The sequence below is a fragment of the Pseudoalteromonas sp. SG45-3 genome (genome assembly GCF_014164075.1).
Lineage (GTDB): Bacteria > Pseudomonadota > Gammaproteobacteria > Enterobacterales > Alteromonadaceae > Pseudoalteromonas > Pseudoalteromonas distincta.
On record NZ_JACJEN010000016.1, the window covers coordinates 30,770 to 54,421 of the forward strand.

Here is a 23,652-nt window from a genome sequence, read left to right on the forward strand (position 1 = left end):
ATGCATGATTAAAGTATTAATAATTGACGACTCCCCTTTAATTAGGCGTTTACTCACTGAAATATTACAACAAGCTAAAGACATTACAGTAGTGGGGAGCGCAGAGGACCCCTATGAAGCTCGCGAAATGATAAAAAAACTCAGTCCTGATGTATTAACGCTCGACGTAGAAATGCCAAAAATGGATGGTATTAGTTTTTTAAAAAACCTAATGCGATTAAGACCAATGCCAGTAGTGATGATTTCAACACTGACACAAAAAGGCTCTCCTATCACACTAGAAGCACTCGAATTAGGAGCTGTTGATTTTATAGCTAAGCCCACTAATAACGTAAGAGAGCAATTGAGCCAATATGCATCACTTGTCCAACAAAAGGTGCGAATAGCAGCTGGAGCAAGAGTAAGAAGCTATAAAAAAACGGTCGTCACAAATGAGCCTATTAATACTCATTCTCAGTTTTTACTTAATAAAGTAATAGCGATAGGTGCTTCAACGGGGGGGACTGAGGCTATAAAAGAAGTGCTTATTAAAATGCCACAAAATTGCCCGCCAATTGTAATTACTCAGCATATTCCTCCTGTGTTTAGCGCTTCATTTGCTGAGCGAATGAATCGTACATGCACGATAAATGTGAAAGAAGCTGAACATGGCGATAAGCTTAGCGCAGGCTGGGCTTATATAGCACCGGGTGGGTTTCATTTAAGTATTAAAAAACGAGGTGTTAGCTTGTATTGCCAGCTTGATGATGGCGAGCCGGTGAACAGACATAAACCTGCGGTAGATGTGTTGTTTAACTCATTAGTTGAAACTGGGGCTAAAAACGTAGTTGCAGCCATACTAACAGGAATGGGGAGTGATGGCGCAAAAGGTTTACTTGCACTAAAACAAAACGGAGCACATACCTTGGCTCAAGATGAGTATTCGTCTGTGGTATGGGGTATGCCTAAAGCAGCTGCTGAGCTAAATGCAGCTGACGAGATAGTTGCGCTGGATAAAATAACCCAGCGGCTTTTACATCAGGCCGTTAAGGTTTAGATGCTTCAATTACCCAAGGCTGCGAAAACCAAAAGTAATCGCCAGGGCTTGAAATAGAAGGGGCCGTGCAATTAAAACGAGAACGCCCTTTATTAAGCACCTTTGGTGAGGTGATTTCGACAGTATTTTTAGTTATCCATTTTAAATCTGCTTGGCCTACGCTTGATACATAACAGGCAAATTGGCTCTTATGAAAATCACCCATCTTAAATTCCATTGTGAGCGTGGGTGGATTTTGCTGTGTAACGCTATCTTGATAAGTTAAATTGGTGATATTAAACGCGCGTGAGTTGAGCTTAGTAATAAGGGTTTCTAGCTTGCTGTAAAAGCCTGATGCAGGAAAACGCGGCAAGCGGCTAAAATTAGAATCTTTATTTACAGCGCCTGAGTGCTGGCCAATACCCACAAAACCAAGCTCTGTCACGAGTGCTTGCAGCTCGTTATTAAACTCACCATACGGGTATGCTAAGTATTTATAGTCGTGGCCTATTTCTTCTTTTATGCGCTTTTGAGAGTTAAGAATATCTTGCTTAATACGTGATTGCCATTGTGCATCGGTTTCGTTTTCAAGCTTAAGGTGTAAGTAATCATGTTGTCCGCTATGATTGGCTATTAATGCCCCTTTTTTAGATAATTCTTTGAGCTTATCCCACCCCATTACGTAACTCATACCTTCGTCTATTAATTTAGGATTTACAAAGATAGTGTACGGGTAGCCAAACTTTTCTAAAATAGGTGCGGCTTGTTCATAGTTATTGTTATAGCCATCATCAAAGGTGATGGCGAGAGTTTTATCAGGTAAAGTTTCACCTTGTTGAAGCGCGCTAATTAACTCATTAAGAGGAATAACGTTAAAGTTGTGCTCTTTTAAATAGCTTAAGTGCTCCGCAAATGTATTGGCGCTAACGCTCGTGACAGCGGGTAGGGTTTCACTAACATGATGATACTGTAAAATAATGGCTGCTTGAGCCCGTACAGATACACTAATGAGGATAAATAACACTAAATGAAACAATTTCTTATACATAATAAGGCACACCATAAAAGCTTGCTGTTGTTAGCGGGTCCGATGATACTATCAAATATCACAGTGCCGTTGTTAGGAATTGTTGATACTGCTGTAATTGGGCACTTAGGAAGCGCTCATTACTTAGCTGGAATTGCCCTTGGCTCTGCAGTTATATCTATTTTATTTTGGCTTGCTGGTTTTTTAAGAATGAGCACCACGGGACTCGTGGCACAAGCATACGGAAAAAACGATTTAACCCAACTTGCCGCTTTACTTAAACGAAGCCTATTGCTTGCAAGCGCAGTGGCCGTGCTATTAATTGTGTTATCCCCATTAATAAAGCACGCTATTGCTTACCTCTCCGCAGCCAATGGCGACGTACTTAACCAAGCTTATCAGTATTTTAGCATTCGTATTTTTAGTGCTCCAGCAGCATTATGTAATTTAGTGTTACTGGGTTGGATGCTCGGTGTGCATTATGGTCGAGGTCCATTTTATTTATTACTCGTCACTAATATCGTTAATATAGTGCTCGATATTTATTTTGTTGTTTATTTAGATTGGGCAGTTGCAGGCGCTGCATGGGCGTCACTTATTGCTGACTATACAGCACTAGTATTTGCACTGTTTTTAGTGGCTAAACTAGCTAAAAAACAAGACATTGATCTAAATGTACCGAATTGGTTGAGTATTAGCAAAATGGCTGAATTATTGAGTTTGAATAGAGATATATTTATTCGCTCTTTAATACTGCAATTATGCTTTAGTTTTATGACATTTTACGCGGCGCGTATAGGCGAAACCACATTAGCTGCTAATGCTGTTTTACTTAACTTTTTAATGTTGGTGAGCTTTGCTCTTGATGGCGTTGCTTACGCCTCTGAGGCAAAAGTAGGGCAAGCGAAAGGCCAAGGAAGTGTTAAAAACATAGAGCTGTGGGTTAAAATAAGCGTATTTTGGGGTATGCTTTTTGGTGTGTTATATAGCCTATTTTTTGCATTATTTGGCAACACCATAATCAAGCTTTTAACCAATGTGCCAGAGGTTATTCAAGAGGCAACGTATTATTTACCATGGATAATAGTATTACCAATTTTGGCCATGAGTTGCTTTTTGTTTGATGGTGTTTTTGTAGGGCTTACGCGAGCAAAGAACATGCGTAACAGTATGATACTTTCAGCTGGAGTTGGCTTTTTTGGTGTGTTTTGGGTGTTTATAGACTTGCAAAATAACGGGTTATGGCTGGCTATGAGCTGTTTTATGTTAATGCGCGGGGTTACATTAATAATTAAATATCACCACTTAAAAATAAATAATCAGCTATTAGATTAAATAAATGGTTTATTTCCAGAGATCGGGGTCATGGTGTTTAGGGCCCATATCTTTTAAAACTTGTGAAAAACGATTAGCAAAAATACCGCAGTAGCCCCAACCGGCAAAAAATAATGCGGGGAGTAAAATTATAACGCCAATTATTTGTAAGCTGTAGTGGGTGTAATACCCAATAGATATGAATATCACGGCTAGCACAAACAGTGCTAAGCCGCGAAAAAAGCGCTTTAAGCTCAGCTTAGGATTGCTCCCTAAGCGATAGATAAGCTGCTTTAGCATTTACAAGGCCTAATAGTAAGAGTGATCGCCCGCTTCGTGCTCTGTTATATCAGCAACACCGGTGATTTCTTCAAACTTAGCTATCATTTCTTTTTCAATGCCTTCTTTTAGTGTTACATCGATCATAGAACAACCGTTACAACCACCACCAAACTGAAGTATAGCTATACCTGCAGCTGTAATCTCAACAAGGCTTACTTGACCACCGTGGTTAGCAAGTTGTGGATTTACTTCGGTTTCTAGCATGTGCTGTACACGTTCGTTTAACGATGCATCGTCACCTATTTTACGCGCCTTTGCATTTGGTGCTTTTAGCGTTAACTGAGTACCCATTTTGTCGGTAACAAAATCGATTTCAGCTTCTTCTAAAAATGGAGCACTTTCTGCATCTACAACGGCATCAAAACCGTTAAAGTTTAGGCGAATATCGCTCGCTTCTACAGCGTCTTCTGGACAATAAGACACACCACATTCCGCTTGTGATGAACCAGGGTTTACAACAAACACACGAATATTGGTTTGTTGTGATTGATCTGCTAATAGTTTAGCAAAATGCGCTTGCGCTGTTTCGGAAATAGAAATCATAAAACCATCTATACTTGACTAAATTACTCGGATACTGCGTATCATACTCCGCTCATCGTGTTGCGGCTAGTGTTGAGCGTAAAAAGTTGGCATCTATTTTAAGCAATGGTAGCGTGCAAACAACGAACATTTTTTGAGTGATTTATATGCGTTTGGTATTAACATTAATGGTGGTGTTGCTTAGCTTTTCAAGTGTAGCTAAGCCACTTTCGTATTATTTTGAACAAGATGTAAAATTTGACCCTTCAATTCCTACTCCTGAGCAAGTACTCGGTTACGAAGTAGGAGAGTGGCACGTGAGACATGATCAGCTCGTACGTTATATGGAAATACTTGCTGATAAAAGCGACCGTATAAATTTTGAAGTGATTGGCCGCACACATGAACAACGCCCCCTTGTCATGCTAACAATTACAGCAGCTGATAAGTTATCAAGCATAGAGCAGACACGCCAAGCTCACTTAGCACGCTTAAGTAACGATGGATCAGATGCTAATTCTACAAAACAGCCTGCCGTTGTATGGATGGGATACAGTGTGCATGGTAATGAGTCATCAGGTAGTAACTCATCTTTGCTGGTGGCATATTATTTAGCTGCTGCACAAGGTACTGAAATAGATGAGCTATTAAACAACACGGTTATTTTACTCGATCCTTCACTTAACCCAGATGGCTTAGCGCGCTTTGCTAATTGGGCCAACAGTAACCGAGGTATGAATTTATCAAGCGACCCTAAAACTCGTGAACATGTTGAAAACTGGCCAAGCAGTCGTACCAATCATTACTGGTTTGATTTAAATCGTGACTGGTTATTACTACAACATCCTGAATCGCGCGCGCGTATTACTAAATTTCATCAGTGGAAACCAAATGTTTTAACAGATTTTCATGAAATGGGACCAAACAGCAGTTACTTTTTTCAGCCAGGTATCCCTAGTCGTAAACACCCAATAACACCGGATGAAAATGTAACGTTAACTAAAGCGATTGCTAACTATCACGCAAAAACGTTAGATGAAAACAACGCACTGTACTTTACCGAAGAAAGCTTTGACGACTTCTATTACGGTAAAGGCTCAACTTATCCCGACGTAAATGGTGGTGTAGGTATTTTATTTGAGCAAGCAAGTTCTCGCGGGCATATCCAAGACACTATAAATGGACCTTTGAGCTTTCCCTTTACTATTAAAAATCAACTATTAACGAGTTTATCTACCTTTAAAGCCGCTGTTGATAACCGCCAAGCATTACTTGATTACCAAGCTAAGTTTTATAATCAAGCTACTGATTTAGCCAGTGATGAAAGCTTTGAAGGTTATGTAATTGAGGGCGCGGATGACAACACTCGTATTAAAGATTTTTTAGGGTTGTTGAAACAACATCAAATAGATGCTTTTTCGCTTACTAAATCACTCAAGGCAAATGGCAACAACTATACAACCAATAGTTACTTTGTGCCCTTAGCCCAGCCACAGTACCGCCTAATAAAAGCTATTTTTAGCGAGCAAAAAAACTTTGCTGATAACACCTTTTATGACGTATCTGGCTGGACTTTAGCGCATGCGTTTAACTTACCTTTTGCAAAAGTAAAAAGCAGTTGGGGTTTAGAGGTTGCAAGTACACCGTGGCAAAAAGCGGTAAAACCTTCTTTTGCTTCACTTGAGCAAGGCTATGCGTTTGGCTTTTCGTGGGATGATTACCTAGCACCTAAAATGCTAAACAGCCTTTTAAAGCAAGGTATTAAAGCGCGTGTAGCGCTAAGCCCATTAACAGCCAAATCAAACTCAAGTGAAGTAAGCTTTGATGCTGGTAGTATTATTGTGCCAGCAGGCTTACAAACGAATAATGATTGGGTTGGAATATTAAATAAAGCACAAAACGAGTTTGGAATTGCAATCAAGCCTATTAACTCAGGTCTTACAAGCAAAGGAGCCGATTTAGGGTCTCGTACAATGGCGGTTGTTAGCGAGCCAAAAGTATTATTGGTAGGTGGTAAAGGCGTAAGCCAGTACGAAGCTGGGGAAGTATGGTATTACCTCGATCGCTTTGTAGGTGTTGCGCCAACAATTGTTGAAATGGAGCGTTTAAACTCTATTGAACTCAGTAATTACAGCCATATAGTACTTGCTCATGGTAACTACAACAGCTTATCTGATACCGACAAAGTGGCTATAAAAAGCTGGGTAAGAAAAGGCGGCGTTATTTGGGGCCATAAAGGCGGTGCTAAATTTTTAGCTGATCAGCAATTACTTAAAGCAAGCTATCTATCACGCCAAGATGTAGCAAGTGCATTTAAAACAAAAGGTTTAAGCTACGCCGATAAGGACCATTTAGCAGGACGTCAACGTATTGCAGGTGCTATTTTTAATACTAATGTAGATTTAACTCATCCGCTTACATTTTCACTTAAGCGCAATACATTGCCCGTATTCAAAAACAGTACTTGGTTGCTAGAAGTTTCCGATGCGCCATTCGTAAATGTACTTACCTACACTAAAAACCCATTGTTAGCGGGTTTTACTGATGCCGTTAATGTTGATCAAGTTGCTGGTGGTGCTGGCTTAATTGCGCACTCATATGGACGAGGCACTGTGATTGGTATGACTGACGACCCTGTATTTAGGGGTTACTGGTATGGGACTAGTCGACTACTAAGCAATGCGTTATTTTTTGGTCATACGTTTCGTGCAAATGGCGAATAATACCAATTCGCTTAATTAAGTAATCTATTTTGAGGATGGAAAAACGCGTTGATAGCTAGGCAAAAAATTCGCTATTTAGTTGTTCTCGGCAATTTCTTCTGCATTGCTCTACCTTCTGCATCCATGCAGTCGTAAATGAGAATTTTTTAACACAGGTAGCGACACGTTTAGCCCCGCAAAATGATTAAGTATTATTGCGGATTGGTTTAATACTTTTTAATAATTAAATAGGCGTTAAGCAAGTTGTAAAAGCCCACACTTGTTTAGCGCCTGCTTGTTTTAGTGCACTAGTAGCTGCGTTTAATGTTGCCCCTGTCGTCATCACATCATCAACAATAGCGACTGTTTTACCGGCCATATCCTGTGTACAAATAAAGGCATTTTTTAAGTTTCTTATACGCTTTGCTTTGGATAGCTCCGACTGAGCTTGTGTTTTTTTATCGCGAATAAGAACATTACTTAGTGGGGCGTAATTAGCTAAACAGGGTTGCCAAACTTGGCTTACCTGATTAAATCCACGAGTAATAAAGCGGCTTTTATGAAGAGGTAAAATAATAAAGGTATCTGGCAAGTTAGGGCTTTGCTCAAAAAACTGCGTTAACTGTTTTTGTATAATTTGCTGCAATGCCTTTTTATAATGAATTTGATTATTAAATTTTAGCCTTTTAAGCCAATGCTCAAAGGGAGGCTGATAAAAAGCGCATGCAAATAATTTATCAAACTCGCAATTAGGAAACATCTCAATAATATCAGGTCGATGCAATAAACTCGTATGCTTACTAAAATCAAACAATGGTAAATCTTCAAGGCAATAATCACATAGCCCTAAAGAGGTCGTAATCGAGCTTTGACACTGCACGCAATAAGAGGGAAATAACCAATTTAAAACGGCTTGTTTCACAGACTCGCTCCTTGCATTGCAATCGCCTTTCTAAACGTTATGATGAGCCTAAGTTTGGTAAAGGTTAAGCAAATATGCAAAATGAGTTAGTGTTATTACATGGTTGGGGAATGAATCAGGGCGTATGGCAGTTAGTACAGCCAGAACTTGAGTTTTTATATTCAGGAAATGTACGTAGCCTTGACCTACCTGGGTTTGGTAATAGCGATGTATGCCCAAGCCCTTATACTTTGCATGATGCAGCAGAAATTTTAAGTAAGCAATTAAAGCCGAAGAGCATTTTAATGGGGTGGTCGTTAGGTGGTTTACTTGCACTTTATATTGCTAAGCATTGGCCTGAAAAAGTATCTAAGGTTATTTTAATAGCATCGACTCCTTTTTTTGCTGAGGCAGATAACTGGCCTGGAATAAAAGCGAATGTATTGGCGCAGTTTAAAGAGCAGTTAGTTAATCATCGAGAAAAAACAATAGAGCGCTTCTTAGCTATTCAAGCAATGGGTAGCGAGTCGGCGCGTGATGATATAAAGCAGCTTAAACAATTGCTAAATCAGTACAGCGCACCCCAAAGCGATGCCCTGAGTGCTGGTTTAGATATTTTACAAAACGACGATTTACGTGACTTATTTACTCATTGCCCAGTCCCTATTAGAGGAGTATTTGGCCGCCTTGATGCTTTAGTACCTTATAAAGCTATTAGCAAAATGTCAGCACTAAATACTGAGTTTGAATATGAAGTACTAGATAAAGCATCCCATGCACCATTTATTTCTCATAAAAGTGAGTTTTTATCTGTCGTTAAATCAATGCTTTAAAATAGAGCTAAGAATAGCGCTGTTTAAAGCTTTATTTTGAGCAGAACCTGAGCGATAATTAAACAATGTTTATTTGGTGGAGGTTTTAATATGCCAATCGGATCAGTATTTAATAGTGGTATAGAAGGGTTTAACCGAGCTAGCCAAGGTATTGAAAAAGCCAGTGCTGAGATTAACCGTGCCAGTATAGAACAACAAGATGACGCGCAATTAGCGCAGCAACGTCAGCTTACGGCAGCACGCCCTGAAGAGGCGATTACTGCACCAGTAGCACAACCAGCTCGTGTTGATGAAGCGCTTGTTAACTTAAAAGTTGAAGAATTTAATGCCAAGGCAAACACGCAATCAATTCAAACGGCCGATGATGTACTTGGCACGTTAATCGATATTAAAGTTTAGTATTATGAATATTGTCACGCCATTTCCGTCTATCAATATAAACACCGCAAATGTTTATACGGAAACCGCACGGCGTGACAACCAACTACGCGAAGTTATTCCGGCTCCCGCATCTAGTAGCGCAAGCAACACAGAAACCAAAGCGCAAAGTGATGCTGAAAAAGCAAAATTGCCAGGTAGTAGCGATGGTGCGACGTATAGCGCAACGGGAAAAATAGCAGGCGAAAAGTCAGTTCAGCAGCGCGATGGAAACTCAGAAAACCCTGAGGGCACTGAGCAAGAAAGTGAAGCAATTGAGAAAAAAGAATCTGAGCAAGAAGAGCTGCAATTAGAACAAGAACAACAACAAATTACAGAACTAAAAGCACGGGATACTGAAGTACGAATACACGAACAAGCACACGCTTCTGTAGGCGGGCAATATGCTGGCTCGCCAAGTTATGAGTATCAACGTGGCCCAGATGGTACTAACTACGCAGTTGGCGGAGAAGTACAAATAGATGTATCAGAAATTCCGGGTGACCCGCAAGCGACTATAGACAAAATGCAAACGGTACGCGCTGCCGCATTAGCGCCTGCAGAGCCTTCGGGAGCTGATCGCTCTATTGCTGCAGATGCTACGCAAAAGCTAGCAGCGGCTCAAGCTGAGCTTGCACAACCTGAAAAAGAAGACGACGAAGACGCAAAAAGTAAACTTGAAGCGTCATTCTCTAGCGATGAAAGCAGCGATACAAAAACAGCTAAAAGTGACGAGCAAACACGTGATGCCGATGTTGAAGCACGGGCGGGGCGTATTGCTAACTTTTATCAAATGGCTACATCGCCAGCGAGCCAAAGTAGTTTTTCAGCGTTAAGTTAATAATTAGCAAAACATAACCACAAAAAAACCGCTTACGCGGTTTTTTTCGTTTTAGCTTAGTTGTACAAGTATTATTTTTTTACTTTAGCATTAGCGAACGCATCGGCAAATGCATTGCCCATTAACGCATTACCGTTGTCACGTTTAGGCTTTGCAGCGCGAGGTTGCGAATTATTAGCACGTGCTTGTGGCTTTTGCGTAGCTGGAGCTGCTGACTTATTACTTGTGTCAATATCGTCATCTAAGCGCATAGTAAAGCTTATGCGTTTACGTGCAGCGTCTACTTCAACAACTTTAACTTTTACAATATCACCAGCTTTAACAACTTCACGCGGATCTGATATAAATTTATTCGTGATTGCTGAAATATGCACTAAACCATCTTGGTGAACACCTACATCAACAAACGCACCAAAATTAGCAACGTTTGAAACCACGCCTTCTAAAATCATACCTGGTTTTAGGTCACTAATTTTTTCAACACCGGCTTTAAACTCAGCTGTTTTAAATTCAGGTCGAGGATCTCGACCAGGTTTATCAAGCTCAGTAATAATGTCGGTAACGGTTGGTAAGCCAAACTTTTCGTCAGTGTAATCGTTAGCAGCAAGTTTAGTTAAAAAGTCGCTGTTACCAATTAGGTTACTGACATCTAAGCTATTGCGTTCACAAATGCGTTTAACAACAGGATAAGCTTCAGGGTGTACTGATGAGTTATCTAGTGGATCGCTACCATTGTTAATACGTAAAAAACCAGCCGCTTGTTCAAATGCTTTTGGCCCTAAACGCTCAACCTTTTTAAGCTCACTACGTTTAGTAAATGTGCCGTTAGCATCGCGATAATTAACGATATTTTGCGCTAATGTTTTGTTTAAGCCAGATACGCGTGTAAGTAAGGGTACCGAGGCCATGTTTAAATCTACGCCTACTGAGTTTACACAGTCTTCAACTACTGAAATAAGGCTCTGGCCTAATTGGCTTTGCGATACATCATGTTGGTATTGGCCAACACCAATTGATTTTGGCTCAATTTTAACAAGTTCAGCAAGAGGATCTTGAAGGCGGCGTGCAATAGAGACAGCCCCTCGTATAGAAACATCTAAATCTGGAAATTCATTAGCTGCAAATTCAGAAGCTGAGTAAACCGATGCACCTGCTTCGCTAACCATAATTTTACTAAGTTTAAGTTCGCTGTTTGCTTTGATAAGCTCTGCAACCAACTTATCTGATTCGCGTGATGCAGTACCGTTACCAATCGCAATTAGCTCAACTTTATGCTGACGGCAAAGTTGCTCTAACGTACGCACTGATTTATCCCAATGATTTTGTGGTGCATGAGGAAAAATAGTTTGTGTAGCTAGTAATTTACCTGTGCTATCAACAACGGCAATCTTACAGCCAGTACGAAGGCCTGGATCAAGACCTAAAGTAGTACGAGGGCCTGCAGGTGCAGCCATTAATAAATCTTTTAAGTTTTTAGCAAATACATCTATTGCACCGGCTTCTGCTTTTTCGCGCATTGCTGCAAAAAACTCATTCTCTAGGTGTAACCCTAGCTTAACTTTCCACGCCCATTGAACAACGTTTAATAACCAAGGACTTGCCGCTTTATATTTAATATCTAAACGGTAATGCTCAGCAATCATGTTTGCACATAATTGTGCTGAATTTTCTGCACTAGGCTCTGGGTTTATATTTAACTGAAGTACACCTTCATTTCGAGCTCTAAGCATTGCAAGCGCACGGTGAGAAGGTACTTTTTTAAGAAGTTCTTGATGCTCAAAGTAATCACGGTATTTTGCACCGGCTTGCTCTTGGCCTTTAATCACAGTACTTTCAATTGCGCCATTTTGGCTAATGTGGCTTCTAAATTTAGCAAGTAATTTTGCGTCTTCAGCAAAGCGTTCCATTAAGATGAATTTAGCGCCTTCAAGTACCGCTTTTGTATCTGCAAAACCTTTTTCAGCACTTACAAACTGTTCCGCTTGTTGCTCTGGGTCAAGGTTAGCATCTTTAAATAGTGCATCTGCAAGAGGCTCTAAACCAGCTTCAATTGCTATTTGGCCTTTAGTGCGGCGCTTAGCTTTATATGGTAGGTATAAATCTTCAAGTTCTGTTTTACTTTGTGCATTGGTTATATCGGCACTTAGCTCTGGCGTTAATTTATTTTGCGATTCGATTGTCGATAAAATAAAACTACGGCGCTCTTCTAGTTCACGTAAATACGATAAACGCTGCTCTAAAAGGCGTAATTGGGTGTCGTCTAGGCCGCCTGTAACTTCTTTTCTGTAGCGGGCAATAAAAGGAACAGTTGCGCCTTCATCAAGTAACTTTGTTGCAGCAACAACCTGTTGCTGCTGTGCGTTTAACTCACCGGCTAAACGTGCAGAGATATCGCTCATGCAAAAACCTTTTTATACAATAAAATAAGACCAGAAGCGTGTTACTGGCGCTGTTAATTGCTTGAATAATATCACAGGAGGTAGTAATGAAAAGCTCTTAAAGCAAGCTATTTTACTTGCTTTAAGATGGTTGGGTCGGGAGCAAATCAATTCAACTAAAAGAGCGCCCTAGTGAGGGTGCTCAATGTTTTCTAATACCTCACTGAAAGAGTGAGCAATAGGTGAGATATGTACAGGAATATGTAATGTTTTAGCTATTTGGCGAGCTGAAATTAAACCACAAATTTCGTTACTCGCTGTTGTAACTAATAAAAACATTGTGCCCTGATGCTCCATCGTTTGCAGCGCATCACCAATGCATGCGTAGCTTAAGCTTTGCATACTTACACCTGTAAGGCGGTTAACTGGTGTCATGATGTCACGTAAGCTTACTTCGCTTCGTTGCATATTTAAGCGCTCTGCAATAATAGTAATTTTAGAGCTTTGTAAATCGGCGCTAGAAACTAGGCCAATTAATTTTTGGTGTTCGTCTGTTACTAAAACAAAGTCAGATTGTTGTGCACTTACTTGTTTAAGTGCCTCTGTAATCGTTGTTCCATGCTCTGCACGAATAGGTGTTTTTTGAGTAAAGTTATTCACCATTTTTAGCGCTGGAGAAGATAAATCGATTAATGGTTGATCATCTGCAAATGTGCTAGCAATAACGCCATGAGAAATATTTTGGGTACGTAATTCTTTAAAGTTAGACATAGTAGTCACCTTAGTAGTTATAAAATTTAATTAAGTTGTAAAATAATGAATTAAATTAAATAGCTAGGTGGTCCGCGTTGGTATGCAGTGCTAAAAGGTCTGTTTAGATTAGTGCTCTTATAAAAAGAATCTACGACATTAGGAAGTGGTTGAGGCGACCTAAAGGTAATAGTGTTAACGTGAGAGTCCACGTCAAAATCGAGGTTTGCTTGGTCAGGAATATCACAAGTAATAAAGTGATTAGATAGTTTAGCGTTATCAAGGTTTACGTCAGTGTTGCTGGCATGCAGCGTCAAACTTACACTCATTAAAAGTGCAAACAATACGGCATTACTAAATATGCGCTGTACCATGTTTGACATAATCACGACCTTAATTAACTGCTTTCAAATTAAACAAATCAACTTGAATAATTCAGTTATAGCTTATTGCTTTAATTTACACAATCAAAAGTTAACATGATCTGAATCAAAACTTTTTATTTCTTTTTTTGGTAATCGATACTGTTTACATACCACTGCTTTTTTCCCTGAGGAGTGGTCACTTCAAATTCGTCATCTACTTGTTTTTTAATCAACGCACGCGCCATAGGTGAGTCTATTGATATGTAATCTTTACGATCGTAAATTTCATCAGGACCTACAATTCTGAACTTTTTAACTTCACCTTCTTCGTTTTCAATTTCAACCCATGCACCAAAAAATACTTTTCCATCTTGCACGGGAGAGTAGTCAATAATTTTTAAATCAGGTATGCGTTTGCGTAAGTAGCGTACCCGGCGGTCAATTTGGCGCAGCAATCGCTTATTATACTGATATTATAACCCCACCCAAATATATACTAAAATCACTACTTTAATACTTGTTAGATGATAGAAAAGAGTTAGTATTAAGGAAAAGTAAATATACTATATAATAAAAAGTATGGCATACATCCAAAAAATAAACGTAAAGTATCATGATAAAGAGGCTGGTAGTATTTGTGAGTTACCAGCTCTTTATACAGAGAAAGGTGTCGTGATATCACATATAAGATATCTTGCTTGGTACAGCTCTAAAAGTGAGTCATGGAAAGAGCGCTCTATATTTTCTTTAAAGCTCCTACTCACATATATTGATGTCGTACCAAACTTTGAAAACTCAACTTTATTATTAAAAGGTTTTACTAAAGCACTATTAGTAGGAACAATCGATTACGATAAAATGGATGACGAACTTGGATTGTATTGGAAGGCAAGAAAGCCTAGAGATGCAAATAATATATTATTTCATATAACGCATTACTCTGATTTTTTAGCTTTACAGGAAGGGTTTGACTCATCAAGGATAAACCCCTTCAGAAAAGCAACCAGTTATGAAGAGAGATTAAATTGGTGTGCATATTATCATAAGCACGCAAATGTGTTCCTAAATCATTTATCTAATCAAAATGACGCTGCCTTTAATGCGAAGAGAGTAAGATTCATTGATCGGTTATTAGAGCCTAAAATAAATAATGAAAAAGCGATGAAATTCCCCGATGAGCACTTTGAAAAGCTTCTTTATATTGGAATGGTAAAAGGCTCAACACCAGACTATAAATCTCAAGCTATGACCATGTTATTAAATTATGGTGGATTACGTAAAAGTGAGCTATTTCACCTTTATGTTTCAGATATAACTTTACACCCAATATATCGAGATGAAGCATTAGTTAGGGTCTATCATCCAGAAATAGGCCGCTCACCTGACAGTAGTTTTGCAAATAGGCGAGAATACTTACTCGAAAGCACTTTCTATAAACCAAGAAATACATACCGATTATCAGAAAGACTATATGCGGGTTGGAAGTCACCTTTACTCACAAATAAAGACGGCTATTTTGAAGTGATATTTAACCCGCCTGAAAAAGCAAAAGAATTTTTAATATCTTGGGTTAACTATCTTAAATATCAACGGGTAGAGCCGGCAAAAACAGACACTCACCCATTTGCATTTACCAACTCCACAGGAGCGCCTGAAACGATAAAAAACTTTCAGCGAATTCATAAAAGAGCAGTAAAAAAAATTGGGTTGGAAGTTCAAAAAGAGCTTGGAACTACAGAGCATGGACACAGGCATGCATATGGTTATCGCGCACGACAACTTGGTTTAAGCCAAGTTGAAATTCAAAAAGCAATGCATCATAAGAGCTCTCTATCCTGCTTGGTATATATACAACCAACCTCAGAAGATATTCGTAGTAAGATGAGAGAGATTAAATGAGCAAACTTAAAGGTGACTCGAGCCTTCCATTAAATATACCTGTATCAATAAAAACATTGGGTGAATACAAAGCAATATGCAAAAAAAACGGTATTACTAACTCAAGATTACATTTAGAAAATTACAAAAGCATACCAGGCCTAATTGCACATCCAGAGAGGGTTTTTAAGGATGAGTGGGTGAGCTATAAAGATACATTTGATGTCCCTGATTTTTATTCCTATAAAAAGTTAAAGAGTATTATTAAGCCATTAGCTCTTAAATCACAAAAGGAATACAGGGCATTTGTTAAAAAGCAAGATGACCCTCAAATACCAAATGACCCACAGGGGGTATGGGAAAGTGAATGGGAAAATTGGTTTAAATTTTTAGGTAAAAAAGAGCCTTACAATTTAAAATTTATTGCAAAACCATATATAGCTTGGGCTGTAAAAATAGAAGAATTTATGACCCAAGCATTAGGCGGAGGTTCTAAAAACTCTTTGCTTTGTCGATTCGTTCGAATTTATATAGAAAAACACGATAAAAGCTTAACTCCAGAAGCATTTCTTACAAAGCAAAAGGTTAATATTAGACCCTTAAAGCAAGAATTAGAAAAGTTGAATACCGATAATATGCGGCGTAACTTGATAATTGCAGTGAATGAATTTTTAGACTTTGTAATTACCAACGATCTAACTAGTGAAGATGAGGAGACTGGAGAGATCATTCGTGTAATGGATGCTAGAAATCCTTTATCGCTGCTATCAAATTCAGCAAGTGTGATGTCTCCGCAACGCGCTGAGTCAACTAAACCTTGCTTGCAGTATTACTTTGTTAAAAAGGCCCAAGAGTGGATAATTCCAGCTAATGCAAAAACTTTTAAAGACCTAAAGCATTTGCAAAAATTTGATGCTGATTGGCTGAAAGTATCATCGAAGGAAGTAGATCGAAGTGACCCTGATTGCGTGATAAAAAAGATTGGAGATCAGCTTTATATGTGGTCTCCAATAAATTGGTTGCATACGTTCACTTTAACAAAAGTTCCATTGCGGGGTCGTCAGATTGCATATAATGATTCAGGTGAAGCAGATGATGTAATAGCTAATGTTGATCAAAATGGAAAAATAATTTGGGAAAAAAATAAATCTATTTTTTCGGGGTTAACAAAAAACCAAGCGTTTATTAAAAGAATGCCTGACGAAAACGCAGGGATGTTTATCACTACAAACAAAACAAGTAATAATGGTCAAGGTTATTCAATACCTTGGATACCTGAAGACCTTATTTATTGGTTAGTAAAACTTCGTAAGTGGCAGCAAAAATATAATCCTATAGATAACCCTACGAACTGGTCTAGTTGTAAAAGAACAAATTTAAATGAGTTGCAACTTAAGGCTAAAGGAATAAATTGTTTTTTATTTAGGGCGTATCAGGATATTGAGCCACAAAGTGTTGGTAATTCCCTAACACCAAGGTTAGCTGCCGCACTTTATAATGTTCAACCATCAAATTTAGAGCTTGCAACGCTATCAGGGAAGGAAGCAACGTTAAATCAGTATAAGTCTAAGTATACCCCTCACTCAATGCGTGTGAGCCTTATAACGGCTTATATAATGGAAATGGGGATGCCTATTGAAATAGTTATGAAAGTTGTGGGGCACTCATCAATTGTAATGTCTATTTATTACTGCAAAATTACGCAAGGCGATATTAGAAAGCGATTAGAGCAGGGCGAGAAAGAAGCATTAAAAACGAGGGTTGACGCTACTCAGAGTTTAATTGAACAAAATAAAATAGAGAAAGTAAAAAATGAATTGGTATCAAATAATGAAGAGTTACTAAATTCATTAACAAACTCTATTCCAGCAGGGAACTTCATTTTCAGGGATTATGGTATCTGCCCATATGCCGCAACTCGCTGTGAAGATGGCGGAGAACTTAATGGTAGTGGTACATCATTACGTGTACCGGCTCCATCTGGTTATCTAGGGACGCAAAATTGTCTTCGCTGTCGTCATTTTATTACAGGCCCCGCATTTATTGGTGGGTTGCTATCCATCACTAACGAAATATTATTTCACTCTAACACCCAGTCATCTCAATGCACAAAGTTACAAAGTAAAATTACTATGCTTGAGAAAAGTTTAGACGAATTAGATCGCCGAGAATACGTAGCTAATTTAAAAAATGAAAAAATTGACTTATCAGAGCGTAAAATTCTTGAGTTAAAAATAAGAAAAACTGAGTCAGAATATGAAAGTGCAGCAAAAAAAATGGATATGCTCTTATGTGACTTACAGTCGTCCTACAAGCTAATTAAAATGACACAATCAATAGCTAATCAAAAAGACAGCTTGTCCCTCGTTAAAATGAGTGATTCAGAAATAGAAATATCTTTAGAAGAGACATCTTCATTTGAGCAACTTCAAGAGGTTTGTGAGAATGCAACGATTTATGAGTCGGCCAATGCATCGCATGCCATAATTCCAAGATCTCAACAGTTGGATAAAATGGCTGTATTCAATGAAATATCTCCCGGCTTATTCTTACTCACAGAAGAGCAACAATTGCACGCTGGAAATCAATTAGCGCGCCTTTTAAAGTCTCGTTTAAAAACATGGTCAAAAGTTAGTCGTGTAATTAATTGTGATATTAAGCTCTCCGACCTTCTTGGTGATGAACAGATTTCAAAGTCTGAAATCGAATTTATTAATAAAAATAATACGTTAATTAATAGTGAGTTATGAGTATGTCACCTGAAGATCTACTAACTGAATTACAAAAAGGTTGCTCTACTAAGATTAGTGAAACCCTCGAAGCAATCTATAGGGTTTGTATGGAGCAAAGAAAAAGAGGTGTTGATGACTATTCTATTTCTACAATATCAAAGTTAGGCACTCAACGAGGGGTTCCAAAAGCACAAAGTATTCGTAATAAATCGGGTGAAAAGTATAGAGCACTTATTGCATCATTTGCAGAGAACAGCCCAGTAAAAGATCTTGGTAAGCAAAAGCATCAAGGGTTAGACTGGATAGATGAAATAAACAATCCAAAGCATCGATTACTAGCAAAAATTCAAGCTTCCGAGCTAATTGCGACTCGAAAAAAGCTACAAGAAATTATTCCACCAAACCTTCAAATTGATATTTATGACTACAAGTCTACTGGGCTTGGTTCTGAGCATAAACTATCGAATCAAGAGCGCAGAGCATTAGAATATTTATTATCAAATAGCTTTCAAAGCAAATGGAAATTAACGCCAACGGATTATGGGGAGCTTATTGATGAAAATAAGCATGCTGTTTTTAAAGCGGCTACCCTTGACGCTATAAAAAAAGCTTTAGATTTTTTATAGCCGTAATATCTATAACACACGCTAAAATTTAATTTGCTGTCTGGTTATTATAATCTTTGTAGTTTCAATAAAGGAAAGCTTCATTTGGATAGAAAAATTAAAAGACCCTATAGTTAGGCTTCAAGATAACATTTTCTCCTCTCAAGCATTAGCAGCTGAAAAACTAGCAAAGGAGATATAGTACCGATTGGTCCAGTCATAGAATTTTATGGAGGTGGGTAGTCTTCGTCACCAAACTCAAAATAGACTGACTTAGAAGTAGAAGATCTTGAATACCTCATATCTAAAGAGTTTATGCGCCGAGCAGGTTTGGAAGTGGGGCCAAACGGTAGTATATTATCAAGTAATGATAAAGATAACTTTCTCCCGGTTGCAACTTTAGATGCTGTTAAAAAAGCATTGCAGTATTTGTAATATTGGGATGGGGCAAACTAATTGTATACCAATCTAATAACGCGTGAAGGATTAGACAAGCTAAATAAAGAGCTTAATTACCTTTGGCGCGACTACAGACCTGAAATAACAAAAAAAGTAGCTTGGGCTGCTAGCCTTGGCGATCGTTCAGATAATGCCGATTATAAAGAAAATAAAAGATTACTTAGACAGATAGATTCTCGAATTAGGTTCCTTAGAAAGCGCATCGAAGCAGTCAAAGTTATTGACTACTCTCCTCAACAAGTCGGCAAGGTTTTCTTTGGGGCATGGGTAGAGGTTGAAAATGATAATGGTGAAACAAAAGCTTTTCGCATAGTTGGCCCTGATGAGATCTATGGTCGTAACGATTACATTTCTATTGACTCTCCTATGGCCAGAGCGATGCTAAAAAAGGAAGTTGATGATGATTTTCAAGTTAAAACGCCAGTAGGGATAAAAGAGTGGTTTATTAACAAAATTGAGTACAAGTAAAGAGCTAGTACAGCTTATGCAACAACTAACTTGAAAAACTCCGAAAGAGAGTATTTATATTTCAGCCTTCTGAGCTTTAGTCATCAAAATCTCTTTTGGTATAAAGACGGTTAGTCTGCTTAGAGCGAGTTACGGACATTGAACATATGCTGGTGAACGTGGATATTCTAATATTTTACAGTTAAAAAAAAATGTCTCAACAAAACTAATGGACTTGTAGCCATTAAAGTATGATGAAATCTACCCGAGAAAAGAGTCCTAATATTCAGAGTAATATTGCGTGTAGTGCTGTAAATCATTTTTTCAGTTTTTCTTAAGTAAATCTTAAGGTTTGCCTGATATTTTATTAAGACACTTTTTATTTAGCCGATAGGTTTCTTTAATTGCTTGACTTATCGGTGATTAATTTGCAAATTTATTATCGCTAATAACTAAAAAACAGGGATTTATATATGTTATCAGTTGTACTTCCTGCCAAAGACGAAGCCGAAAATATTGGCCATCTTATTGAAGAAATTCATACCAGCCTTGCTGATTTATACCCGTTTGAGATTATCGTTGTCGATGATGGCTGTAGTGATAGTACCTTTGAAACCGCCCTCGAAACTGGAAGAACATTAGGCTGTGATGTAAAAGCTATCAAACATGCCTACAGTGTCGGACAAAGCACAGCGATTGTGTCGGGTGTGTTACAGGCGAAATACACCTTGATGGCGACCCTTGATGCCGACGGACAAAACGATCCGGCTGATTTGCCTAAATTAGTTGAGCGCGCTCAACAAATAGAAGCCGCTAATTTTTGCGTAATTGGCTACCGTAAAAACCGAAAAGACACGCCTTGGAAACGTTTTCAGTCGCGTTTTGCTAATAAATTCCGCGATGCTATTTTACATGATGGTGTGCCAGATACCGGCTGTGGTTTGAAAGTAGTGCCCACAGCCACATACCTAAGGCTACCACACTTTAACCATATGCACCGTTATATTCCTGCTTTGGTCAAACGTATGGGAGGCGAAGTGCAAGTGCAAGAAGTGAACCACCGCGATCGTGAACATGGTCTATCAAAATACACGGCTTGGAATCGAGCTTGGGTCGGTATTGTTGATGTATTAGGCATGATGTGGCTTATTCGTCGTGGCAAAGTGCCAATGGTTAATGAAATTCAAACGAGTAACACTAGTGACGATTAACAGGCTCGCTAAATTTATTGTTAGTTTGTCGTTATTTATTGCGATAGCGTTTGCAGTTCAACAAGGTTTTTTTGAACATATCGCTGACAGTAACTGGGTCGCTAAGTTTGTTAAAGAACAAGGCAAACAAGCCGTTGTTGTATTGATGGCGATGGGGGCTGCCTATGCCGCTCTTGGTGCGCCACGCCAATTGTTAGCGTTTGCGTTTGGTTTTGCTTTTGGGGCTGTTGAAGGGGCACTTTTAGCGTTAGTAGCAACAGAGCTCGGTTGTATTTTGTCATTTTACGCCGCCAAATGGTTGTTTCGCTCAAGCTTGCAACGCAAATTTAATAAAAGTTTAATGAAATTTGAACGCTTGGTTAAAGACAATACCACCTTAAAGGTATTGATGATTCGGTTGTTACCTATCGGCAGTAACTTGTTTACTAATGTCGCAGCTGGAGCAACTACAGTACCGGCTCAGGGGTTTTTTCTTGGTAGCTTTATTGGCTACATTCCACAAACCTTAATTTTTGCCTACGCTGGCGCTGGAATTGGTTTATCAGAGCACGAAAAAATACTCATCAGTATTGCGCTGTTTATTGTTTCATCGGTAATTGGCTCACTGCTTTATCGCAGTCAATTTCGTCGTAAAGTACAAGAACTATAAAGAAGTTAGGTTATGAAAAATATAATAAAAACCTTCGAACAAGATGATTATTACGCCGTCTTAAAAATCTTACTGGCCTTTGCCGCTGTTATTATTTTATTAGGTATTGGTATTCGTTCACCGTGGCCTGCTGATGAACCTCGATTTGTTGAAGTAGCCAGAGAAATGGTTGCCACTGGCAATTGGCTATTTCCAATGCGTGGCGGTGAATTTTATCCTGATAAACCACCAGTTTTTATGTGGTCAATCGCTCTTTTTTATTCACTTATTGGCAACCTAAAACTGGCATTTTTACTGCCAAACGCCATCTGTGGCTTGATCACTTTATTTTTGGTGTATGATCTTGGGGCAAAACTCCATAGTGTTCGCGTGGGTCGCAATGCCGCTTTACTTTTATTAATTACACCACAATTTTTGATCCAAGCTAAAGCTGCCCAAATTGATGCGATGGTGATGTGTTGGATAACGATTGGTTGTTATGGCTTTATCCGTCATTTCATTTTAGGGCCCAATTGGCGCTGGTATTTTATTTCGTGGGCATTTATGGCGCTCGGCATTATTACTAAAGGGGTAGGTTTTTTACCTGTACTCATGTTTATTCCCATCATTGCTTATCGCTTGGCGAATAAAGACTATTTTAAAGGCAGGCTCACCTTCGCTTGTTGGTTAGGTTTTGTGCCCTTTTTCTTGGTGTTGGCGGCTTGGTTTGTACCGATGATGATTACGGTGGCAGAGCAAGCGACCCCTGAATTAATTCAGTACAAAAACAATATTCTGTTCAAGCAAACGGGCGAACGGTACGCCAATGCCTGGCATCACCTTGAGCCTTGGTATTATTTTATTGTTAGTGTAATTCCCGTGATGTGGTTTCCATTACCAATTTTATTGTTGAGCTCGCTAAAGCATGTTTATCACAAATTAAAAACAGATCCAGTATTGATGATATTGTTTGCTTGGGTTGTGCTTGTGGTGTGTTTTTTCAGTATTAGTCCGGGCAAGCGCGGGGTTTATGTGTTACCTGCATTGCCGATGTTGTCGCTGTTTACCACCATTGCTTACCATGAAGTTAAACTACCGTTATGGTTTAACCGCATCAGCAAAAGCATTTTATGGTTAATTGCTATTGTGCTTGTTGTCGCTTGCATTGGTTTATTAACGGGTCATAAAAAATTAGTGAAACCATTAACCGCATACCCTGAAATGATCCCGTGGGCGGCAGGTTTAGCGTTTATTTTAGCAGCGATATGGTTAGTTAGTTTATGGCGATTACGGTCGAAAAACGCCTTTTTTAATTTAGGAATGGTAATTGTCGCTTCTTGGTTAATAGTGAGTACCTTAGGATATTGGCTAGCCGAGCCCCTGCGCACACCCAAACATGTTATTGAAGAAGTGGAAAACACCTTAGGTCAGCATGGTGAGCGCGGTGAACTTGGGTTAGTGAAATTTAAAGAGCAATTTTTATTGTTTTCACAATTACCAATAACGCATTTTAGTTACCTAGCAACGGATGAAGAAGAAGAGCGTAACGCATGGCTATGGATGGGCGAGAAGGCGGGTCGATTTATTTTAGTGCCAGATGATGCCAACTTAACGTGTTTCGATGTGTCTAACGGGCAAGATATGGGCTACGCTCACAGGCAGCACTGGTTATTATTAAGTGCTAAGCAAATGGCAGAAAACTGCCAAGCGCCAAAAGTTATTAAGCGTTTTAGTGTTCCTAGAGAAGCGTATTAATGAAAATAGCTGTAGTAGGAGCAGGTTTTGTTGGTTTGTCTAATGCCATTTTACTTGCTCAGCATAATAAGGTGGTTATCTACGATATCGTTCCAGCGAAAGTAGATTTAATTAATAGTCGTAAATCTCCCTTTGTCGATAAAGAAATAGAAGCTTTTTTATTTAAAGATGATCTCGATTTTGTTCAGTCACTTGAAAGCGCGTTAGGAATTAAAGCCAAGAAAAATTTTATGCCGATGCAAGCGGGCGATGTTTACCAAACCTTTGCAGATATTGATGACTTATTTAATGTTACTGGCTATAAGCCTAAAATGAGTGTTGAACAGGGCGTTAATAACTTTGTTGACTGGTATCGTGAATTTTATGGTTAAGTGATTTATCTATCCATTTTTGCATAATAGTGACATCTAGAGATGTCCGCCTATATTTCTAATATCAGTAATTATCTGCTGTAATCAAACAGGACACTTTGATAATGGAATATTATCCAATACTATTCATCAAGGTCCGTTCATGGCACAAAACCGACC

20 protein-coding genes and 3 pseudogenes are annotated in these 23,652 nt (G+C 38.8%); 15 read left to right on the forward strand and 8 right to left on the reverse strand.

The features are described from left to right. Positions 1-4: 4 nt before the first annotated feature. Positions 5-1,036: a chemotaxis response regulator protein-glutamate methylesterase gene (locus H5126_RS16050; protein ID WP_024596107.1), complete on the forward strand. Its 1,032-nt coding sequence runs from the start codon at positions 5-7 to the stop codon at positions 1,034-1,036. Here the strand turns inward: H5126_RS16050 and H5126_RS16055 are convergent. Then, positions 1,026-2,063, reverse strand: a complete 1,038-nt coding sequence (locus tag H5126_RS16055) for a polysaccharide deacetylase family protein (RefSeq protein ID WP_182720110.1) — start codon at positions 2,061-2,063, stop codon at positions 1,026-1,028. The genes H5126_RS16050 and H5126_RS16055 overlap by 11 nt on opposite strands. Positions 2,064-2,105: 42 nt before the next feature. Here H5126_RS16055 and H5126_RS16060 point away from each other — a divergent pair, with 42 nt between their 5' ends. Further along, on the forward strand, positions 2,106-3,377 hold the full coding sequence (locus H5126_RS16060; protein WP_182720109.1) for an MATE family efflux transporter: 1,272 nt from the start codon (positions 2,106-2,108) through the stop codon (positions 3,375-3,377). Positions 3,378-3,386: 9 nt separating this feature from the next. Here H5126_RS16060 and H5126_RS16065 read toward each other — a convergent pair whose 3' ends face one another. After that, positions 3,387-3,656 (reverse strand): hypothetical protein, encoded by a 270-nt coding sequence (locus tag H5126_RS16065; RefSeq protein WP_002959572.1) that lies wholly within the window; start codon positions 3,654-3,656, stop codon positions 3,387-3,389. 9 nt (positions 3,657-3,665) lie between these two features. After that, positions 3,666-4,241 (reverse strand): Fe-S biogenesis protein NfuA, encoded by a 576-nt coding sequence (gene nfuA / locus H5126_RS16070; protein WP_002959571.1) that lies wholly within the window; start codon positions 4,239-4,241, stop codon positions 3,666-3,668. Between the two features lie 146 nt (positions 4,242-4,387). Between nfuA and H5126_RS16075 the strand changes: the two genes are divergently transcribed. After that, positions 4,388-6,943, forward strand: a complete 2,556-nt coding sequence (locus tag H5126_RS16075; protein ID WP_182720108.1) for a M14 family zinc carboxypeptidase — start codon at positions 4,388-4,390, stop codon at positions 6,941-6,943. Positions 6,944-7,166: 223 nt separating this feature from the next. Here the strand turns inward: H5126_RS16075 and H5126_RS16080 are convergent, their stop codons facing one another. Then, positions 7,167-7,844, reverse strand: a complete 678-nt coding sequence (locus H5126_RS16080) for a ComF family protein (RefSeq protein ID WP_182720107.1) — start codon at positions 7,842-7,844, stop codon at positions 7,167-7,169. A 74-nt stretch (positions 7,845-7,918) separates the two neighbouring features. Between H5126_RS16080 and bioH the strand changes: the two genes are divergently transcribed. The 3 genes from bioH to H5126_RS16095 all read left to right on the forward strand — a co-directional run bounded on the left by bioH (position 7,919) and on the right by H5126_RS16095 (position 9,914). Then, the gene (bioH, locus tag H5126_RS16085) at positions 7,919-8,656 is read left to right on the forward strand and encodes a pimeloyl-ACP methyl ester esterase BioH (protein ID WP_182720106.1); all 738 of its coding nucleotides are present in this window, start codon (positions 7,919-7,921) and stop codon (positions 8,654-8,656) included. A 90-nt stretch (positions 8,657-8,746) separates the two neighbouring features. Beyond that, on the forward strand, positions 8,747-9,055 hold the full coding sequence (locus H5126_RS16090) for a hypothetical protein (RefSeq protein WP_002959563.1): 309 nt from the start codon (positions 8,747-8,749) through the stop codon (positions 9,053-9,055). A gap of 4 nt (positions 9,056-9,059) precedes the next feature. Next, a complete protein-coding gene (locus tag H5126_RS16095; RefSeq protein WP_182720105.1) occupies positions 9,060-9,914 on the forward strand; it encodes a putative metalloprotease CJM1_0395 family protein in 855 nt (284 codons plus the stop codon). 71 nt (positions 9,915-9,985) lie between these two features. Here H5126_RS16095 and H5126_RS16100 read toward each other — a convergent pair whose 3' ends face one another. The 4 genes and pseudogenes from H5126_RS16100 to H5126_RS16115 all read right to left on the reverse strand — a co-directional run. Beyond that, positions 9,986-12,313: a Tex family protein gene (locus tag H5126_RS16100; RefSeq protein WP_182675475.1), complete on the reverse strand. Its 2,328-nt coding sequence runs from the start codon at positions 12,311-12,313 to the stop codon at positions 9,986-9,988. 168 nt (positions 12,314-12,481) lie between these two features. Further along, positions 12,482-13,063, reverse strand: coding sequence for a CBS domain-containing protein (locus tag H5126_RS16105; RefSeq protein ID WP_002959556.1), 582 nt, complete (start codon positions 13,061-13,063; stop codon positions 12,482-12,484). A 50-nt stretch (positions 13,064-13,113) separates the two neighbouring features. Then, positions 13,114-13,425, reverse strand: coding sequence for a hypothetical protein (locus H5126_RS16110; protein WP_138489777.1), 312 nt, complete (start codon positions 13,423-13,425; stop codon positions 13,114-13,116). A gap of 116 nt (positions 13,426-13,541) precedes the next feature. Next, positions 13,542-13,880 (reverse strand): annotated as a pseudogene (locus tag H5126_RS16115) (GreA/GreB family elongation factor); the annotation flags it as partial. Positions 13,881-13,986: 106 nt separating this feature from the next. Here H5126_RS16115 and gmtY point away from each other — a divergent pair. The 9 genes and pseudogenes from gmtY to H5126_RS21555 form a co-directional block, all read left to right on the forward strand. Next, positions 13,987-15,306, forward strand: coding sequence for a gamma-mobile-trio recombinase GmtY (gmtY, locus tag H5126_RS16120; RefSeq protein ID WP_039489106.1), 1,320 nt, complete (start codon positions 13,987-13,989; stop codon positions 15,304-15,306). After that, positions 15,303-18,035 (forward strand): VPA1269 family protein, encoded by a 2,733-nt coding sequence (locus H5126_RS16125; RefSeq protein ID WP_039489104.1) that lies wholly within the window; start codon positions 15,303-15,305, stop codon positions 18,033-18,035. Before gmtY ends, H5126_RS16125 begins: the two co-directional genes overlap by 4 nt. Before the next feature lie 2 nt (positions 18,036-18,037). Continuing rightward, the gene (gmtX, locus tag H5126_RS16130; protein ID WP_039489168.1) at positions 18,038-18,643 is read left to right on the forward strand and encodes a gamma-mobile-trio protein GmtX; all 606 of its coding nucleotides are present in this window, start codon (positions 18,038-18,040) and stop codon (positions 18,641-18,643) included. A 435-nt stretch (positions 18,644-19,078) separates the two neighbouring features. Next, a complete protein-coding gene (gene greB, locus H5126_RS16135; RefSeq protein WP_039489102.1) occupies positions 19,079-19,549 on the forward strand; it encodes a transcription elongation factor GreB in 471 nt (156 codons plus the stop codon). A 452-nt stretch (positions 19,550-20,001) separates the two neighbouring features. Next, positions 20,002-20,739, forward strand: a complete 738-nt coding sequence (locus H5126_RS16140; protein WP_024603948.1) for a glycosyltransferase family 2 protein — start codon at positions 20,002-20,004, stop codon at positions 20,737-20,739. Continuing rightward, entirely contained in the window at positions 20,735-21,388 is a 654-nt protein-coding gene (locus tag H5126_RS16145) for a TVP38/TMEM64 family protein (RefSeq protein ID WP_024603947.1), read from the forward strand. Before H5126_RS16140 ends, H5126_RS16145 begins: the two co-directional genes overlap by 5 nt. A gap of 12 nt (positions 21,389-21,400) precedes the next feature. Beyond that, entirely contained in the window at positions 21,401-23,122 is a 1,722-nt protein-coding gene (locus H5126_RS16150) for a glycosyltransferase family 39 protein (RefSeq protein WP_024603946.1), read from the forward strand. Beyond that, positions 23,122-23,280 (forward strand): annotated as a pseudogene (locus H5126_RS21550) (UDP-glucose 6-dehydrogenase); the annotation flags it as partial. The gene H5126_RS16150 and the pseudogene H5126_RS21550, both read left to right, overlap by 1 nt. A gap of 15 nt (positions 23,281-23,295) precedes the next feature. Then, positions 23,296-23,493: pseudogene (locus H5126_RS21555) on the forward strand (protein CapI); the annotation flags it as partial. Positions 23,494-23,652: the final 159 nt, after the last annotated feature.

Bases quoted from the DNA above. Each gene is read 5' to 3' on its own strand.
- H5126_RS16050 (WP_024596107.1), top strand. From the start codon at position 5: ATGATTAAAGTATTAATAATTGACGACTCCCCTTTAATTAGGCGTTTA.
- H5126_RS16055 (WP_182720110.1), bottom strand. From the start codon at position 2,063: ATGTATAAGAAATTGTTTCATTTAGTGTTATTTATCCTCATTAGTGTA.
- H5126_RS16060 (WP_182720109.1), top strand. From the start codon at position 2,106: ATGATACTATCAAATATCACAGTGCCGTTGTTAGGAATTGTTGATACT.
- H5126_RS16065 (WP_002959572.1), bottom strand. From the start codon at position 3,656: ATGCTAAAGCAGCTTATCTATCGCTTAGGGAGCAATCCTAAGCTGAGC.
- nfuA (WP_002959571.1), bottom strand. From the start codon at position 4,241: ATGATTTCTATTTCCGAAACAGCGCAAGCGCATTTTGCTAAACTATTA.
- H5126_RS16075 (WP_182720108.1), top strand. From the start codon at position 4,388: ATGCGTTTGGTATTAACATTAATGGTGGTGTTGCTTAGCTTTTCAAGT.
- bioH (WP_182720106.1), top strand. From the start codon at position 7,919: ATGCAAAATGAGTTAGTGTTATTACATGGTTGGGGAATGAATCAGGGC.
- H5126_RS16090 (WP_002959563.1), top strand. From the start codon at position 8,747: ATGCCAATCGGATCAGTATTTAATAGTGGTATAGAAGGGTTTAACCGA.
- H5126_RS16095 (WP_182720105.1), top strand. From the start codon at position 9,060: ATGAATATTGTCACGCCATTTCCGTCTATCAATATAAACACCGCAAAT.
- H5126_RS16100 (WP_182675475.1), bottom strand. From the start codon at position 12,313: ATGAGCGATATCTCTGCACGTTTAGCCGGTGAGTTAAACGCACAGCAG.
- H5126_RS16105 (WP_002959556.1), bottom strand. From the start codon at position 13,063: ATGTCTAACTTTAAAGAATTACGTACCCAAAATATTTCTCATGGCGTT.
- H5126_RS16110 (WP_138489777.1), bottom strand. From the start codon at position 13,425: ATGTCAAACATGGTACAGCGCATATTTAGTAATGCCGTATTGTTTGCA.
- gmtY (WP_039489106.1), top strand. From the start codon at position 13,987: ATGGCATACATCCAAAAAATAAACGTAAAGTATCATGATAAAGAGGCT.
- H5126_RS16125 (WP_039489104.1), top strand. From the start codon at position 15,303: ATGAGCAAACTTAAAGGTGACTCGAGCCTTCCATTAAATATACCTGTA.
- gmtX (WP_039489168.1), top strand. From the start codon at position 18,038: ATGTCACCTGAAGATCTACTAACTGAATTACAAAAAGGTTGCTCTACT.
- H5126_RS16140 (WP_024603948.1), top strand. From the start codon at position 20,002: ATGTTATCAGTTGTACTTCCTGCCAAAGACGAAGCCGAAAATATTGGC.
- H5126_RS16150 (WP_024603946.1), top strand. From the start codon at position 21,401: ATGAAAAATATAATAAAAACCTTCGAACAAGATGATTATTACGCCGTC.